Annotated in this window: 15 protein-coding genes; 3 read left to right on the top strand and 12 right to left on the bottom strand. The window is 68.8% G+C overall.

Features of this window, described 5'->3' with window-relative positions; translation table 11 throughout:
- Positions 1 to 53: 53 nt before the first annotated feature.
- Positions 54 to 881 (top strand): exodeoxyribonuclease III, encoded by an 828-nt coding sequence (gene xth / locus ACVMK0_RS00930; protein ID WP_045534398.1) that lies wholly within the window; start codon positions 54 to 56, stop codon positions 879 to 881.
- 20 nt (positions 882 to 901) lie between these two features.
- Here the strand turns inward: xth and ntrC are convergent, their stop codons facing one another.
- The 7 genes from ntrC to ACVMK0_RS00895 form a co-directional block, all read right to left on the bottom strand.
- Positions 902 to 2,530: a nitrogen regulation protein NR(I) gene (gene ntrC, locus ACVMK0_RS00925; RefSeq protein WP_476463985.1), complete on the bottom strand. Its 1,629-nt coding sequence runs from the start codon at positions 2,528 to 2,530 to the stop codon at positions 902 to 904.
- 89 nt (positions 2,531 to 2,619) lie between these two features.
- Complete coding sequence (gene glnL / locus ACVMK0_RS00920) at positions 2,620 to 3,711, bottom strand: nitrogen regulation protein NR(II) (RefSeq protein WP_476463984.1); 1,092 nt, start codon at positions 3,709 to 3,711, stop codon at positions 2,620 to 2,622.
- A gap of 9 nt (positions 3,712 to 3,720) precedes the next feature.
- Positions 3,721 to 4,443, bottom strand: coding sequence for a hypothetical protein (locus ACVMK0_RS00915; protein ID WP_171820267.1), 723 nt, complete (start codon positions 4,441 to 4,443; stop codon positions 3,721 to 3,723).
- Positions 4,444 to 4,493: 50 nt separating this feature from the next.
- Complete coding sequence (gene glnA / locus ACVMK0_RS00910; protein ID WP_476463983.1) at positions 4,494 to 5,909, bottom strand: type I glutamate--ammonia ligase; 1,416 nt, start codon at positions 5,907 to 5,909, stop codon at positions 4,494 to 4,496.
- A 200-nt stretch (positions 5,910 to 6,109) separates the two neighbouring features.
- The gene (locus ACVMK0_RS00905; RefSeq protein WP_250960732.1) at positions 6,110 to 6,931 is read right to left on the bottom strand and encodes a competence/damage-inducible protein A; all 822 of its coding nucleotides are present in this window, start codon (positions 6,929 to 6,931) and stop codon (positions 6,110 to 6,112) included.
- The gene (locus ACVMK0_RS00900) at positions 6,928 to 7,866 is read right to left on the bottom strand and encodes an EI24 domain-containing protein (RefSeq protein ID WP_045534389.1); all 939 of its coding nucleotides are present in this window, start codon (positions 7,864 to 7,866) and stop codon (positions 6,928 to 6,930) included. The genes ACVMK0_RS00905 and ACVMK0_RS00900 overlap by 4 nt, the downstream gene beginning before the upstream one ends.
- A 16-nt stretch (positions 7,867 to 7,882) precedes the next feature.
- Positions 7,883 to 8,659, bottom strand: a complete 777-nt coding sequence (locus ACVMK0_RS00895; protein ID WP_045537314.1) for a 16S rRNA pseudouridine(516) synthase — start codon at positions 8,657 to 8,659, stop codon at positions 7,883 to 7,885.
- A 149-nt stretch (positions 8,660 to 8,808) separates the two neighbouring features.
- Here ACVMK0_RS00895 and ACVMK0_RS00890 point away from each other — a divergent pair, with 149 nt between their 5' ends.
- Positions 8,809 to 9,390: a DUF2062 domain-containing protein gene (locus ACVMK0_RS00890; RefSeq protein ID WP_250960731.1), complete on the top strand. Its 582-nt coding sequence runs from the start codon at positions 8,809 to 8,811 to the stop codon at positions 9,388 to 9,390.
- A gap of 24 nt (positions 9,391 to 9,414) precedes the next feature.
- Here the strand turns inward: ACVMK0_RS00890 and ACVMK0_RS00885 are convergent, their stop codons facing one another.
- The 5 genes from ACVMK0_RS00885 to ACVMK0_RS00865 all read right to left on the bottom strand — a co-directional run bounded on the left by ACVMK0_RS00885 (position 9,415) and on the right by ACVMK0_RS00865 (position 14,968).
- Positions 9,415 to 10,719 (bottom strand): heme biosynthesis protein HemY, encoded by a 1,305-nt coding sequence (locus ACVMK0_RS00885; RefSeq protein ID WP_045534385.1) that lies wholly within the window; start codon positions 10,717 to 10,719, stop codon positions 9,415 to 9,417.
- 21 nt (positions 10,720 to 10,740) lie between these two features.
- Positions 10,741 to 12,063, bottom strand: a complete 1,323-nt coding sequence (locus ACVMK0_RS00880) for a uroporphyrinogen-III C-methyltransferase (protein WP_045534383.1) — start codon at positions 12,061 to 12,063, stop codon at positions 10,741 to 10,743.
- Positions 12,060 to 12,815, bottom strand: a complete 756-nt coding sequence (locus ACVMK0_RS00875; RefSeq protein WP_250960730.1) for a uroporphyrinogen-III synthase — start codon at positions 12,813 to 12,815, stop codon at positions 12,060 to 12,062. Before ACVMK0_RS00875 ends, ACVMK0_RS00880 begins: the two co-directional genes overlap by 4 nt.
- 135 nt (positions 12,816 to 12,950) lie before the next feature.
- A complete protein-coding gene (gene hemC / locus ACVMK0_RS00870; RefSeq protein WP_476463982.1) occupies positions 12,951 to 13,973 on the bottom strand; it encodes a hydroxymethylbilane synthase in 1,023 nt (340 codons plus the stop codon).
- Positions 13,974 to 14,068: 95 nt separating this feature from the next.
- A complete protein-coding gene (locus ACVMK0_RS00865; protein ID WP_476463981.1) occupies positions 14,069 to 14,968 on the bottom strand; it encodes a LytR/AlgR family response regulator transcription factor in 900 nt (299 codons plus the stop codon).
- Positions 14,969 to 15,196: 228 nt separating this feature from the next.
- On the opposite strand from ACVMK0_RS00865, the gene argH reads away from it, so the two are divergent.
- Positions 15,197 to 16,675 carry an argininosuccinate lyase gene (argH, locus tag ACVMK0_RS00860; RefSeq protein ID WP_476463980.1) on the top strand — a complete coding sequence of 493 codons (1,479 nt, stop codon included), beginning with the start codon at positions 15,197 to 15,199 and terminating at the stop codon, positions 16,673 to 16,675.
- The last annotated feature ends 31 nt before the right edge of the window (positions 16,676 to 16,706 follow it).

Here is a 16,706-nt window from a genome sequence, read left to right as displayed (position 1 = left end):
GTTCTGGGGCCGCACGCAGCGCTCTCTGCAGGGGCTCTATACTTGCCTCGACCATGAAAATCGCCACCTGGAACGTGAACTCGCTCACCGTGCGCTTGCCGCAGGTGCTGGACTGGCTGGCGGCGCAGGCCAGCGCCGGTGCGCCGGTGGAGGTGCTGGCGCTGCAAGAGCTCAAGCTCAGCGACGACAAGTTTCCCGCCGCCGCTTTCGAGCAGGCCGGCTACCACGCCGTCTGGCACGGCCAAAAAACCTACAACGGCGTGGCCTTGCTGGCGCGCTCGCCTTTCAACGCGGTGCAGCGCAACCTCCCCGGCTTTGAGGATGAGCAAGCGCGGCTGATCGCCGCCACCCTTGGCGCCGATGACACGCAAGGCAGCGAAGGGGGCGCCAGCGCGCCCGCGCTGCGCGTGGTCGGCGCCTATTTTCCCAACGGGCAGGCGCTGGGCAGCGACAAGTTTGCCTACAAGCTGCGCTGGCTCGAGGCGCTGCGCGCTTGGCTGGCCGACGAAATGCGGCGCCACCCACGGCTGCTGCTGCTGGGCGACTTCAACATCACCTTTGACGACGCCGACGTCTGGGACCCGGAGGGCCTGCGCGAAAGCATCCACTGCAGCAGCGTGGAGCGCGCGCAGTTGCAGGCCTTGCTGGCGCTGGGCTTGCACGACGCGCACCGCCTGTTTGCGCAGCCGCCCAAGAGCTATACGTGGTGGGACTACCGCCAGCTCGGCTTTCAAAAAAACCGCGGCCTGCGCATCGACCACATTTTGCTCAGCGATGCGCTGCGCCCGCTGGCCACGGCCTGCCAGATCGACCGCAGCCCGCGCAAAAACCCACAACCCAGCGACCACGCGCCGCTGTGGGTGCAGTTGCAAGGGCTTTGATCCGGGGGGCTGGCTCCCTGCTAGCCCAGACCGAGCTCGTGCAGCTTGCGCGTCAGGGTGTTGCGCCCGATGCCCAGCTGCTGCGCCGCTTCGATGCGCCGGCCTTGGGTGTGCGCCAGCGCGGCCTCGAGCAAACGCGCCTCGAAACGGTGCAGCAGCTCGTCCCACACCCCGTCGTGGCCGGCCGCCAGCAGGGCTTGCGCCCGGACATAGAGGCCCGATTCCCACGCCGCGCCGTCGGCGCTGGCCGGTGGTGCGCTGCTCTGGGATGCACTTCCCGGCGGCGCACTTCCCGGCGATGCGCTGTCCTGTGGCGCGCCGACCCAGCCCGTGCCGCTGGCGGCGAGCGCTGCACCCACCCCACCTGCTGAGCCCGCCCCATCCGCCGCACCGGCCGCACCAACCCCATCCCCTACCCCAGCCGCGCCAGCCCCCGCTCCCACTGCAGCCGAAGCCGCAGCCGAAGCACCCGCTCCAGAAGCCGCCAAGGCCTGCAGCACCTCGGGCGGCAAGTCTTTGCGCTCCACCACTTGGGCCGGCGCCATGACGGTGAGCCAATGGCAGATGTTCTCCAACTGGCGCACATTGCCCGGAAAATCAAAGGCGGCCAAGGCGTTCAGCGCTGGGGTGCTGATGCGCTTGGGATCGACCCCGAGCTGCTTGGCGCTTTGCTGCAAGAAAAAACGCGTCAGCAGCGGCACGTCTTCGCGCCGTTCGCGCAGCGGCGGCAGGCGCAGGCGGATGACGTTGAGGCGGTGCAGCAAGTCTTCGCGAAAGGCGCCTTCGCGCACCCGCTGCTCGAGGTTTTGGTGCGTGGCGGCGATCACCCGCACCTGCGACTTGACGGCGCTGTGGCCGCCGACGCGGTAGAACTGCCCGTCGGAGAGCACGCGCAGCAGCCGCGTTTGCAGCTCAAAAGGCATGTCGCCGATTTCGTCGAGGAACAAGGTGCCGCCCTCGGCCTGCTCGAAGCGCCCGCGGCGCATGGTCTGGGCGCCGGTGAAGGCGCCGCGTTCGTGGCCAAAGAGCTCGCTCTCGAGCAGGTCTTTGGGGATGGCGGCGGTGTTGATGGCCACGAACGGCCCGCGCGCGCGCGCCGAATGCTTGTGCAGCGCCCGCGCCACCAGCTCTTTGCCGGTGCCCGATTCGCCCGTGATCATCACCGTGACCAGGCTTTGGCTCAGGCGCCCGATGGCGCGAAACACGTCTTGCATCGCGCTGGCTTGGCCCAGCATCTCGGGCGCGCCGGCCGCGCCCTCATCGGCCACCTGCTCGCGCTGGCTCTCTTGCATGGCGCGCCGGATCAGCTCGACCGCCGCCGACAGGTCAAAGGGCTTGGGCAGGTACTCGAAGGCCCCGCCCTGGAACGAGGCCACGGCGCTGTCGAGGTCGGAATAGGCGGTCATGATGATCACCGGCAGACCCGGCAGGTGCTGCTTGACCTGTTGCAATAAATCCAGCCCGCAGCCGCCCGGCATGCGGATGTCGCTCACCAGTACCTGCGGGCCGGCGTCGTCGCCCGCCACCAGCGCCTCCATCACCTCGCGCGGCTGGCTGAAGCTGCGCGTGGGCAGGCCCTCGCGCTGCAGCGCTTTTTCGAGCACGAAGCGGATCGATTGGTCGTCATCGACGATCCAGATGGGTTTCATGCCTGCGTTCCTTTCGTCGTTTGGGTGCCCCCCTGCAGCCAGCCCGGTTGCGGCCTCGGTTGCGGCCTGAACCGGCAGCCGGCACGCGCTCAAGGCAGGGGGATGAGCAGCTTGAAATCGGTCCGGCCCGGCGCGCTGTCGCACTCGATCAAACCGTGGTGTTGCTGCACGATGGTCTGCGCCAACGTCAGCCCCAAGCCGCAACCGCCTTCGCGCCCCGACACCAGGGGGTAGAAGATGCGGTCTTTGATCGCTTCGGGCACGCCGGGCCCGTTGTCGATCACATGCAATTCCAATGCCAGGCGGTAGCGCTGGCGCCCAAACGTGACCTGGCGCAGCACCCGGCTGCGCAGCACGATCTCGGCGTCGCCGGCGGCGATGCGTGCGCGCAGCGCTTGGGCGGCGTTTTGCGCCAGGTTGAGCACGGCCTGGATGAGCTGTTCGCGGTCGCCGCGAAACTCGGGGATCGAAGGATCGTAATCGCGCTGCACGCGCAAGCCGCGCGGAAACTCGGCCAGCACCAGCGCGCGCACGCGTTCGCAGACCTCGTGGATGTTGACATCGTCCACCACCCGGGCACGCCGGTGCGGCGCCAGCAAGCGATCGACCAAGGCCTGCAGCCGGTCGGCTTCGTGGATGATGACTTGGGCGTATTCGGCCAATTCGCGCGCATCGGGTTCGAGCTGCAGCAACTGCGCCGCGCCGCGGATGCCCCCCAGGGGGTTTTTGATCTCGTGCGCGAGGTTGCGAATCAGCTCTTTGTTGGCGTGCGCCTGCTCGAGCAGGCGCTGCTCGCGCTCTTGGCGCGTTTGCTGCTCCAGCGGCAGCAGCTCCACCACCAACTCGCCCCCGTGCTCGGTTTTGGCCAGCACCACATGCACCGGCAGCGGCTCGTTGTTGAGCCGCACCAGCCACGCGTCGTAGCGGATGACGGCGTATTCGTGGCTGTTGGCGCCTGAAACGGCATTTTGCAGCAGGTTTGGCTCGGTAAACCAGTCGGCCAGGGGCAAGCCTGCCAGCGTGCGCCGCGACAGACCCACCGCGTCTTCGAGCGCATTGTTGGCCCAGCAGATGGCGCCGCCGGCATCGACCACCGCCACCAGGGTGGCGAGCCGATCCAGGGCTTGGTATTGGGGCCCGCTGGCCACAGTGGGCACCGAACGGGGCCGTGTGGCCTTCATTTGTTGGGCCTATCGGGCAGGGCCAGACGCAGAGGGCGCTGCGGGCAGAGGAATAAACTGCCCAGCCGCTGGCCCAGCCACCGCCCGCGCCGCAGTTCCAGTACCGACCACGCTGGCCGAGGGGCCCGCCGCAGCGCCACCCTGAGCAGCAGCAGCGGTCGTTTGCACCGACGGCAAGCGGCCGATTTCGCGCTCGATCGCCGTCACGTCGCCTTGGGCGCGCTCGAGCCGGCGCCGCAGCTCCTCGGTGCGCTGCGCCAGCCGGGCTTCGTCGCCGCGCTCGCTGGGCAGCGGCTGCGGTCGACCTTGGTTGAATTCGGCTTGCAGTTCACGCACGCGCTCTTGCGCACGGCGCAGTTCGGTTTCCAAGATCAGGCGCGCATCGCGGTCCCGAGCTTGTTGCTCGGAGCGATCCACGCGCTGGCTCGGGGGGCGCGGCTCGGTGCTGGCTGGAGCGCGCGGAGCGGAATTGGAGGCAACGGGGCTGCTGGCAGCCGCACCCGCCGCCTGATTCGCTGCCGGACGGCGGCCCTCGACGATGCTCAGGTTGCCACCTTGAAGCAAGCGGCAGCCGCGGGCTTCCGGCCGCTCGCCGGGCTGGTTGGTGTACTCGTTGCCGCAGCGCCAGATCTGCCCCTGCGCCAGCGCCGGGGGCGCCACCAGAATGGCAGCGGCGGCCGCAGCAGCCGCCCCAGCCAGCAGCCGCAGCCTGCGCGCACCCACTGTTTTCAAGGCCTTGCTCATCATCCGGCCATGATAGCAGCAGGCGGCGCGCCCCGCCTTTAGTTGCTGAAGTACAGATCGAACTCGGTCGGCGTGACTTCGACCCGGGCGCGCGTGACTTCGCCCATTTTGAGCTCGATGTAGGCGTCGAGCATGGCGTCGCTGAACACACCGCCTTTGGTCAGGAAGGCGCGGTCTTTGTCCAGGTAGTCCAGCGCTTGATCGAGGCTGTGGCAGACCGTGGGCACCAGCTTGTCCTCTTCGGGCGGCAGGTGGTAGAGGTCTTTGGTCGCGGCTTCGCCGGGGTGGATTTTGTTCTCGACGCCGTCGAGCCCGGCCATCAGCAGCGCGGCAAAACCGAGGTAGGGGTTCATCAGCGGATCGGGGAAGCGCGCTTCCACACGGCGCCCTTTGGGGTTGGCCACGTAGGGGATGCGGATCGAGGCCGAGCGGTTTTTGGCCGAGTACGCCAGCTTCACCGGGGCCTCGAAGTGCGGCACCAGGCGCTTGTAGCTGTTGGTGCCGGGGTTGGTGATGGCGTTGAGGGCGCGCGCGTGCTTGATGATGCCGCCGATGTAGTAGAGCGCAAAATCGCTCAGGCCAGCGTAGCCGTCGCCGGCAAACAGGTTTTTGCCGTCTTTCCAGACCGACTGGTGCACGTGCATGCCGCTGCCGTTGTCGCCGTGGTAGGGCTTGGGCATGAAGGTCGCCGTTTTGCCGTAGCTGTTGGCCACGTTCCAGACCACGTATTTCAGGTTTTGCGTCCAGTCGGCGCGCTCGACCAAGGTGCTGAACTTGGTGCCGATCTCGCACTGGCCAGCACCGGCCACTTCGTGGTGAAAGACCTCGACCGGGATGCCCAGGCTCTCGAGGATCAGCACCATCTCGGCGCGCATGTCGTGCGTGCTATCGACTGGTGGCACCGGAAAGTAGCCGCCCTTGGTGCGCGGGCGGTGGCCGCGGTTGCCGCCTTCGAGCTTGGTGCCGGTGTTCCAAGGCGCTTCGTATTCTTCGATTTCGTAGAAGCTGCGGCCGGGCTCGGTGCTCCAGCGCACGTTGTCGAACAGGAAAAACTCGGGCTCAGGGCCGAAGTAGGCGGTGTCGCCCAAGCCCGAGGCCTTGAGGTAGGCTTCGGCGCGGCGGGCGATCGAGCGCGGGTCGCGGTCGTAGGCTTTGCCGTCGCTGGGTTCGACCACATCGCACTGGATGAAGACCGTGGTTTCTTCAAAAAACGGGTCGATCTGGGCCGTGTTCGGGTCCGGCATCAGCAGCATGTCCGAGGCCTCGATGCCCTTCCAGCCAGCGATCGACGAGCCGTCGAAGGCGTGGCCCGAGCTGAACTTGTCTTCGTCGAAGTGCGAAATCGGCACGGTGACGTGCTGCTCTTTGCCACGGGTGTCGGTGAAGCGAAAGTCAACGAACTTGACTTCGTTTTCTTGCACCATGCTCATCACGTCGGCGACGCTTTTGCTCATTTGGGATACTCCGGTTGCGTTGAAAAAAGGGGGGCCAGAAATCTGTGCACAGTTTATAGCAGCAACTGTGCCAACTTGGTGACTGCCCAGCGGCCGGTGCGGCGCTTTGCGGCGGACAAGCCATCGCGCGCACAAGCCGCCCTTGCGCACTTTTTTGGTGCGCACGCGCACCACCGTGGGGCGCACGCGCTCCAGCGGCCCTAGCGCACCACTTCGGGGCCTAGGTGGGCGGCAGCGGCACGCAAGCCGGCCAGCAAATCGGCGTAAGCGGCCTGCACGGCCTGCAACGGCCCCTTGACCCCGAGCTCGAGGTGGCGGCCGTATTCGGGATGGTCCACGCTGGGCAGACTGAACACCTTGCACTGCGGGTGCGTGGCCTCGATCTGCCGCATCAGCGGCGTCAGCTGGGCCTCGATGCCCTGGTACACGATCACCGAGCGCTCGCCCTGCGCGCCGCGCTGAAAATAAGCCGCGTAGTGCTGCTCGAGCAGCCACTCGATCATCGGCCAAGCCATGACGGGAAAGCCGGGTACGGCGTGCAAGGTGGCACCACTGGGGCTGGTGCAGCTGAAACCCGGAATCTGGTTGTAGGGGTTGGGGATGATGCGCGCGCCCTGCGGAAATTCGCCCATTTGCAGGCGCTGCAGGTGCTCGGGGTGCTCGGGCTCAAAGGCGTGGCCCTTGAGTGCCGCCAACTGGCGCGAGCGCGCCTCGATCAGCTCGCGCGCCTGCGGGTGCAACTGCAGCCCCACCCCGAGCGCGCTGGCCGCCGCTTGGCGGGTGTGGTCATCGGGTGTGGCGCCGATGCCGCCGCAAGCAAATACCACGTCGCGGCCCGCCAATGCCTCGCGCAAGGTGTGGGTCAGGGCGGATCGGTCGTCGGGTGCAAAGCGCACCCAAGCCAAAGCCAGACCGCACGCGGCCAGCAGCTCGATCACCCGCGGCATGTGCTTGTCGGCGCGCTTGCCCGACAAAATCTCATCGCCGACGACGAGCAAACCAAAACGCGGAACCGGGCTCATGGGCGCTGTGGCGGCAAGCCCGGGGCCGCGGCGTCGGGCGGGTTGAATGGCAGGGCGGCGGGCTGGGCAGCTTCTGGCTCGGGCTCGACCGTGGCGGCGTGGGCCAGTTGCAGATCGGGCTGCAAGGCGGCACTGGTAATGGTTTCAGCGCGCAGCGCTTGCAGCGCCGCCAGCAAGTAGTGCACAAACCACAGCGCGGCCAGCGCAAACACCCACGTGTACACCCACACCGCCACCGGCACCAGCAGCGGGGCCATGGCGATGAACATGGCGCCCGAGGCCCACAGCAAACCGGGGGCCGCACTCAGCAGGCCACTGAACACGCCCATGAGCAGCAGCACGGTGCGGTGGCGGCGCAGCAGCTCGTGCCGTTCGGCGCGGCTGGCGTGCTCGGCCAGCGCGTCGAAGGCCAGCACGCGGTAGCTCAGCCAGCCCAAGATCAGGGGCGGCAGCACCAGCACCAGCGGGGGCACCAGCCACAGCGGCAGCGACACCAGCAACGCCAGCAGCGCCAGCACGGTGTGCCCCAGCGACCAGCCCAAACTGCCCAGCCACGAGCCGCCCCGGTGCCGCTCTAGGGTGGCAAAGCGGCGCCGCGCCACCAGCTCGACCGCCACCGGCGTGAGCACCACGGCCACCAGCAGCAAGGTGGCGAGCACGATCAGCGGCGTGGCCAGCAGCAGCACGATCAGCGGCGCCAGCACGGCTTGCAGAAAACCCAGACCGACCGACTCCAGCCACTGCAGGGCAAACACCACCAGCGCCCACTGCTCGAGCCAGAGCTGCACCGAAGCGATGGCTCCATCCCAAAAAAAATAGGCCAGCGCAAAGGCCGCCAGCACCATCAGCAGCAGCGGGATGAGAGACCAAGCGATGACGCGCGGGTGCAGGCTATAGGCCAGCGCGCGCCAGAAGGAGTCGAGGGCCAAGCGCATAGGGAACCATTGTGTATCAGATGGCGTCGGGGTGCACGTGCGCCGCCGCCACAAGGGGGGTGGATTGACGGGCCTGCAAGGACTGCACCTGCTCCGGCGTCAACCAGCGCCACTCGCCGGCTTTAAGGTCGTCGGGCAGGGTCACGGGGCCGATGCGGCTGCGGTGCAGGGCCTCGACCCGGTTGCCCACGGCCGCCAGCATGCGCTTGACCTGGTGGTACTTTCCCTCGGTGAGCGTCAGGCGCAGGTGGTGCGCGTCCACCGCCTCGCAGGCCGCGGCCCGCACCGGCTTCGGGTCGTCGTCGAGCACCACGCCTTGCAGCAGGCGCTCGATCTGGTCCGCCTGCAGCGGGTGTTTGCAAGTCAACTCGTACACCTTGGGCACGTGGTGGCGCGGGGAGGCCATGCGGTGGATGAAGGCGCCATCGTCGCTGAGCAAGAGCAGGCCGGTGGTGTCTTGATCGAGCCGGCCCACCGCCTGCACGCCGCTGGCCGCGCCCCCCGGGCGCTGGCGCAGGGGGCTGGGCAGCAGGCTATAAACGCTGGGCCACGCGCCCGGTTTTTGCGAGCATTCGTAGCCGGCGGGCTTGTGCAACATCAGATACGCCAGACGCTGGTGCGTCCAGCGCTGGCCTTGCACCCAAAACACCAGCCCCTCGGGCTCGCACTCCAGCCACGGGTCGCGGCAGATCTGGGCGGGCTCGCCCAGCGCCACCCAACCTTGCTCGACCAGTCCGCTGCACACGCGCCGCGTGCCAAAGCCTTGGCTATACAAAATTTCTTGCAGTTGCATGGGGGCGAGCATAGCGGGCTTTGACCGGCGCCAATGCCAGAGCCGTGCTCTGTGGTGCCGATTCTTCCGTTTCGCGCCGTCTGCCCTGATAGCCCTTCGACGACAATAGGTGGACTGAGCGCAAGCCAGCGCCTTATCCCTCCCCCTCCATGCTCGACCGCCTCAAAAAGCTCATGCCCGAGCGCGAACGCCTGCAGCAAAACCGCTGGCTGCGCTGGCTAAGGCCTTGGTTGGGGCACCCACGGCTGTGGCACCTGAGCCGCAAGGGTGTGGCGCTGGGCATGGCGATCGGGGTTTTTTTTGGGCTTTTGATCCCGGTGGCGCAAATTCCGGCCTCGGCGGTGGTCTCGGTGCTGCTGCGCGCGCACCTGCCTGCGGCGGCGGCCAGCACGCTGGTGACCAACCCCGTCACCTTTGCCCCGGTGTACTACGCCGCCTATGAATTGGGCCGGGTGATCTTGCGAGAAGAGGCTGCCACGGAAGACGAGCTGGCGCGCATCGTCGAGCGCAAAACCCAGGACCATGCGCAGGCCGGCGAGCTGACCCTGACGCAGCAGATCCAGCAAGGCTGGCGCAGACTGGGCGAAATAGGCAAACCGCTGATCTTGGGGCTGTCGATTTTGGCCGTGACCCTGGGCTTGGCGGTGTATTTTGGGGTCAGCGCCATCTGGACGCTGCGGGTGCGCCTAGCGCGCCGGCAGCGCTTGCGCAAAATGCGCAACCCCGATTGACTCGGCCGCCGGCGGGTTCCTCCTTCAGCAGGCAGCGGCTTGCTTCCAGGCCTGTTGCGCCGCCGCCTCGTCGCCGCGCTGCTCGGCCAGTTGCGCCAGCGCACACCAAGCGCGGCGGCGCAATCCGGCATCTTGCAGGCTGCGGCTGGCTTGTTGCAGCATCTGGCCCGCCTTGCCCCAGAGCTGGCGCTGCAGCAAGGCCAGGCCGCAGAGGTACTGCAGCCCGGCGTCGGCTGGGCGGGCGGCCTGCACCGCATCCAGCTGCGCCAACCAGCGCGCATCGAGCGCGGGCAGCCAGTCTTGCAACACCCGGATGCTGCGCTGCTGCGCCAAGCCCTCGAGTTGCGGGTAGGCCGCCAGCAGGGTTTGCAGGGCCTCGTCGCGCCAGCGATAGGCCTCGGGCAGGGGCACAGCCGCAGCAACGCCGGCAACCCCATCGCTTCCCTCAGACCCCTGGGGCCACAGACGCAACCCCTGCTGCAAAAACTCCAGCGCCAGCCCGGCATCGGCGCGCTCCCGGGCGTCCAGTCCTTTCCAGACGCGCAGCAACTGCTCGGCGTCGTGGGTTTGCTGCAAGGCCTCGCTCACCAGCGTGTGCAGCAAGCGCGCGGCGATGGCGCTGGAAAAAGCCTTGTGTTTTTTGAGCTGGCGCACCATCTCGATCGCGCCCACGCTGTCGCGCTCGAGCTGCGCCAGCTTGAGGCGCAGCCGCAGCGCCTGGATGCGCCGCGCCGCGCCTTGGGGCAATTGCTGCCACCAGTGGCGCGCTTGCACCGCGTCGCGGGCCTCGATCGCCCAGGCGCTGGCGCGCAGCAGGGCGGCCTCGCGCGCCGCCGCCGCATCGGGTCCAGCGCCGGCCAGCGCGGCTTCGATGGTGGCGTCGCGCCGCCCGGTGTTGCCCAAGCTGTGGGCGCTCTCGGCCAGCAGCAGGCGGGCCAGCAGCAGCCAGCGACCCTGGTGCGCGAGTGTGCCTTCGGGCAAGCGCTCGAGCACCTGCAGCGCCTGCTCGGCGCTGGTTTGGGCGCGCACAAACCGCCCCGCCCAGTGCTGGACCAAGGCCTCGAGCAGCCCGACATAGACCGCCTTTTCTTGCTGGCGCTGGCGCCAGCGCTGGGCCCGCTGCGGCAAGGCGCGCAGCAGGGCAATGCCGCGCAGCGCCAGATGCAGCAGCACGAAACCCAGCAGCAAGCCGATCAGCACCAGGTTGAGCGACAAATCGACGCGCCACGGCGGCCAGAAAACGCTCACGATCGCCTGGTTGTCACCCAGCAGCAAGGCTGCCACCACCGCCACGGCGGCCAGCAGCAAAAACCAGAGCACGTTTTTCATGTCGGTACCGGGCCCCCGTGGTCAGCGGCCGCCCGCGGCGATCTGCAGCGCCGCCAGCGTGGCGTCGGGCCGGGGCAGATCGGGCTGTTGCATGTCGGCTTGCAGTTGCGCCAGTTGTTCGAGCGCGCGTTGGGTCTCGGGGGCGTCGGGGTTGAAGTAGCGCTGCATCAGCGCCTGCACCGCTTGCACGTCGGCCCGGGCGGCGTCGAACTGGCGCGTCAACACGCCCAAGCGCGCGCTGAGCAATTTGATGCGGATGTTCTCACGCAAAAAATAGGCCTGCTCGGGCGCCAACAGGGCCGCCTCGGGCTCGTCGATGCGGCTGATGCGGATCAGGTCGGCGCTGCTATGGCGCAGTTGCTGCCACAGCGCTGCGCCCACGCCGCTGCCCGTCTGCCCCACCCAGCCCCAGGCGCGGGCCCAAATCGAGGCCTCTTCGGGAACTGCTGGGGTCGGATCGGCGGCAACCGGGGCCGGTTCATTGGCCGCTGGGGCCGCCGCGTTGGCCGCCACAACCGCTGCCTCGGCAGGGGCCTGGGCCGCTGGAGCGGCCAGCAGCAGCGTTGCAGGGCCCGGGGCAAGCGCTGCAGCCGGCAAGGGCTGATTGAGCAGCGGCCACTGATCGACTCGGCGCGCCAGCGCGTCCAGCCGCTGCGCCAGCGCGGGGGCATCGGCCCATTGGGCGGCTTGCAGGCGCTCGATGTCGGCGGCGATCGCGCGCTGCACCGGATTGAGGCGCGGCTGCGCTGCGCGGGCGATGCGCTGCTCGGCTCCGCGCAAGGCCGAAATAAGCGGCTGCACGCTGCCCGTGAGTTGGCTTTGCTGCTGGGCAAAGCGCACGCTGGACTCGAGATCGTGCACCAGCGAGTCGTCGCGCGTGCGCGCCACGGCGAGCATGAGCTCCTCGAGCTGGCTGCGCTGCAACGCCACTTCGGACAAGCGCAACTCGGCCAAGCCCAAGCGCGCTGCCAGGTCTTTGGACTGTGCCTCGGCCGCAGCAGCCAGCTCGCGTGCCGCCACCGCCTCGGCCAAGCTGTCGGCGGCGCGGCGCGCCATCTCCTGCTCGCTGCGCTCCACCCGTTGCACCAGCGTGTAGGTCCAGGCCAATGCCACCAGCGCCAACACCAAAGCCAAGCCCAGCAGCCACGTCGGGGACGAAAACCCACTGGCTCGCTCTGGGCGCGAAGCGGCGGCGGCGGCTAGCGGGGTCGCGCTGGTGCCCTCGCCGCTGCTTGGGCCGCTGAGGCTGCTCGCGCTGTACGCCCGCGCCGGCTCTGGCGACGGCGCGGGGGCCGCAGCAGCAGGAGGGGCCGCGGGCCGATCGGGGCTGGGTGGTTCGGTCATGGGGCAGGCAATTCGGACAAGGCGCGCAACAAATCGTCGATTGTCGGGCGGTGAGCCATTATTTCGCCAAAACCCAGTCGTTTGGCTGACGCCGCGATGCGCGGATGCGACACCAGCGCCACCGATTGCGCCCACGGTCCATCGGGCAGCAGTTGCTGCAGATGCTGTATCGCCTCGGAGCTGCTGAACAACCACACCGCCCCGTTGCGCACCCATTCGCGCACCCGTTCGGCGGTACCCGCATCCCACTGCGGCGCGCGGCGGCTGTAGGCCACGCAGCTGTGCACCTGCCCGCCGTGCGCCCGGCATTGCTGCTCCAGCCAGTCGCGGCCCAAACGGCCATCGGCCGACTGACCGCGCACCACCCACAAGCGGTGGCCAGGGTGCAATTGGGGCTGCACCACGGCCCACAGGGCTTCGGAGTCGAACTGCGCCGAATTCGCCGGCGGCTGGTCGATCTGCTCGGGCGCGATTCCGGCCGCTTGCAACGCGGCCGCCGTGCCCGGGCCCGGCGCCCAGCAACGCGCGGTGATCGGTGGCCCATCGGGGCTGCAAAAGTGCCGCACTGCTTGGGTGCTGACGAACATCAGGGCATCGCAGCCCGCCGCCTGCAGGTGCGCTTGGTGGCGGGCCTGCGGGTCGAGCGCGGAGGAGATTTCAATCAGCGCCAGCGCCTCAGCCGGCCAACCGGCGGCTTGCACGGCTTGCACCCAGGCGGTGGCCTCGGGCGCCGGCCGCGTCACGAGCAACATGCGGCGGTGGGAGTGGCCACTCGCAAGGCGGGTCGCAGGGCTATCTTGAGGCATGAGAGAAGTCTGGCCTGGCGTGACGGGGGGTTTGCCGCGTTTGTGGGGCGAGGAAGGTGTCGATTTCGGCTTCGGGGGCGCTCAAGCGCCGCTGGCGCGGGCCTGGGCGGCCACACCCAACGCCCCCACCGCCCGCGCTCCGGCACGCAGCAGCTGCTGCGCCACCTGCACCCCGAGCGCGTCTGCCGCCTCCAGGCTATCGACCCAAGCGCTGGCACTGGCGCGCAGCAGCGGCGGCTGCCCAGCAGCAGCACCTTCGGGTTCGCCCCAGGCGGCCTGCAAATGCAGCGTGCCCCCGGCTGGCAGGTGCTCCTGCGCGGGCGCTTGCGCCCAAGTGGCGTAGGCCGCCAGCGGCATGGAGCAGCTACCGCCCAAGGTGCGCGAGACGGCGCGCTCGGCCGTCGCCACCGCCCAAGTGGGCGCGTGGGCCAGCGGCTGCAGCGCCTGCAGCAGCTCGGGGCGGCTGCACAGCACCTCGATGCCCAGCGCGCCCTGCCCGGCGGCGGGCAGCATCTGCTCGGGCTCGAAGCGCTGCCGGATGCGTGCCTCCAGCCCCAGCCGCACGAGGCCCGCCGCCGCCAGCACGATGGCGTGGTACTGGCCGGCGTCGAGCTTGCGCAGCCGCGTGTCGAGGTTGCCGCGCAAGGGCTCGATGCGCACGTCGTCGCGGCCCAGATCGTGCAATAAAGCGCGCAGCAGCACCACCCGGCGCAGGCTCGAGGTGCCCACCACGGCGCCGCGGGGCAAGTCGGCCAAGCTGGCGCAGTGCGGCGAGACCCAGGCATCGCGCGCGTCTTCGCGCGGCAGCACCGCCGCCAGCTCGAAGCCGGGTGGCAGCTCCATGGGCACGTCTTTGAGCGAATGCACCGCCAAGTCGGCACGGCCCTGCTCCAGCGCCAGCTCCAGCTCTTTGACGAACAGGCCCTTGCCGCCGACCTTGCTCAAGGAGCGGTCCAAGATCTGGTCGCCCAGCGTCGTCATGCCCAGCAGCTCGACCACGTGCCCGCGCTGGCGCAGCAGGGCGCGCACGTGTTCGGCCTGCCACAGCGCTAGGCGGCTTTCGCGGGTGGCGATGGTAAGTGAGCGGGAGGCGACAAGGGTCATAGGGCGGGCACAAGCGAAAAATGGGGCCAAATACGGGTCGGGGCCGCAGCGCAGGCACCACGCCCGACCGTAGGACTTGGGACCTACGCCTGCAATTATCCGCTGCCGGCACCAGGCTTGGCGGGCTTGTCGGCCCCAGCCTGCGGGCGCGAGCCATTGAGCAGCTCGCGCACCAGCGGCAACTGGCGCCTGGATACTGCCAGCGCCTCGGGCACCGCATCGAGGCGCAACCACCAGCCCTCGGGCTCGTCGTGGCCGCTGTGCGCACCGGCTTTTTCGAGCGCGCGCACGCGGTGCCGCGCCACCAGCGCGTTGCGGTGGATGCGCAGCCAGCGCCCCGGGTGAGCCTGGTCCAGTTCGTTCAGCGCGCCCTCGTAGAGGTAACTCTGGGCGGCGGTGCGCACCGTCAGGTACTTGCACTCGGCCTTGATGTACAGGATATCGGCCAGCGGCACACGCACGAGGCTGCCGCGGTCGTGGATCGTGAGCGCCTCGGGCAGCGGGGCGGGCGCCGGCGCGGGGGGCGGGGAGCCGCCCGCCACGGCAGCTGCGGCAGCCGCCACATCAGCCACGGCCACTCCAGCCGCCGCCTGCCCAGCCGCCTGCCGCCAGCGCGCCGCTTTGACCAGCGCCTGCTGCAGGCGCTCGCGCCGCACCGGTTTCGTCAGGTAATCGATGGCCTGCAGCTCGAAGGCCGCCAGCGCGTGCGCGGTGTGCGCAGTCACGAACACCAGCGCCGGCGGCGCCGGCCAGTCGCTGGGCCAATGGCGCAAGCGCTCGGCCAGTTGCAGCCCGTTGAGGCCTGGCATTTGGATGTCGAGCAGCAGCACATCCCAAGCGGCGTGCTGCAAGCGCTCCATGGCCTGCACCGCGTTGGCGGCCTCGCCCACCTCCAGCGGCGCGCCCGCCTCGGCCAAGCTCAGCTCATCGAGCAGCGCCCGCAGCCGCGCCCGCGCCAGCGCTTCGTCATCCACCAGCAACACCCGCAAAGCCATGGCAGCCCTTCCTCCGCACACGTACAGCCCGTACACCCTGCTCAGCCCACTCGGCTTGCTCAGCCTGCTCAGCCCAGCCGGGCCACGTAAAATTCGGGCTGGCGTTTACAGCCGCATCCATTTTCGCCAATTTTGCCCTGCCCGCGCCCTGTTGCCCGCTCGCCTTGCACGCCCTGAGCCTCCGCACTCTGCCCGCACTCTGCCCGCACCCTGCCCCACACCCGCACCATGACTGCCAGCCAACTCGACTCCAAAACCCAGGCCTGGTCGGCCCTGTTCAGCGAACCCGTGAGCGAGCTGGTGCAGCGCTACACCGCCAGCGTGGGTTTTGACCAGCGCCTGTGGCGCGCCGACATCCGCGCCAGCTTGGCGCACGCCGAGATGCTGGCGGCGCAAGGCATCATCAGCGCCGCCGACTGGGCCGCCATCGAGCGCGGCATGGCCGGCATCGCGGCCGAGATTGAAGCTGGGCGCTTCGAGTGGAAGCTCGAGCTCGAAGACGTACACCTGAACATCGAAGCGCGCCTGACGCAGCTCGTGGGCGACGCCGGCAAGCGCCTGCACACCGGCCGCAGCCGCAACGACCAAGTGGCCACCGACGTGCGCCTGTGGCTGCGCGACGAGATCGACGCCCTGCAGGCGCTGCTGCAACAACTGCAGCGCGCCTTGGTCGAGGTGGCCGAGCAGCATGTGGAAGTGATCATGCCCGGCTTTACCCACCTCCAAGTGGCGCAGCCGGTGAGTTTTGCGCACCATCTGCTGGCTTATGTCGAGATGTTTGCGCGCGACGCCGAGCGCTTGGCCGACGTGCGCCGGCGCACCAACCGGCTGCCGCTGGGCAGCGCGGCGCTGGCCGGCACCCGCTACCCGCTGGACCGCGAGCGCGTGGCGCGCACGCTGGGCATGGTCGATGAGCACGGCCAGCCGCAGTTGTGCCTCAACAGCCTCGACGCCGTGAGCGACCGCGACTTTGCGCTCGAGTTCTGCGCCGCCGCCAGCCTGTGCATGGTGCACCTGAGCCGCCTGAGCGAAGAGCTGATCATCTGGATGAGCCAAAACTTTGGCTTTGTGGCGCTGGCCGACCGCTACACCACCGGCAGCTCGATCATGCCGCAAAAGAAAAACCCCGACGTACCCGAACTTGCGCGCGGCAAGACCGGGCGCGTGATCGGTCACCTGATGGGCCTGCTGGTGCTGATGAAAGCCCAGCCGCTGGCCTACAACAAAGACAACCAGGAAGACAAAGAGCCGCTGTTCGACACCGTGGACACGCTGCGCGATACGCTGCGCATTTTTGCCGAGATGATCGGTGGCACGCCCGATGCGGCCACCGGCCTCAAGCAAGGGGGCTTGCGCGTCAACGCCGCTGCCATGGAGCAGGCGGCGCAAAAAGGCTACGCCACCGCCACCGACCTGGCCGACTACCTGGTGCAAAAGGGGCTGCCCTTTCGCGACGCGCACGAGTGCGTGGCGCACGCCGTCAAGGCCGCCAGCAGCCACGCCTGCGGCTTGGCCGAGCTGCCGCTGGCGGTGCTGCAAGGCTTTCACCCGCTGATCGAGGCCGATGTCTATGACTGCCTGAGCCTGCGCGGCTCGCTCGAGGCGCGCTCGACCATGGGCGGCACGGCGCCGGCCCAAGTGCGGCTGCAACTGGTGCGCCAGCGCGCGCGGCTGGGGCTGGATGAACCGGCCACCACACCCACCTAAAAACCGCACTGCCGCCGCTGCGGTGCGGCGC

It is taken from the genome of Serpentinimonas sp. SSL01 (assembly GCF_056323735.1).
This window is presented reverse-complemented; position numbering and strand designations above follow the sequence as displayed.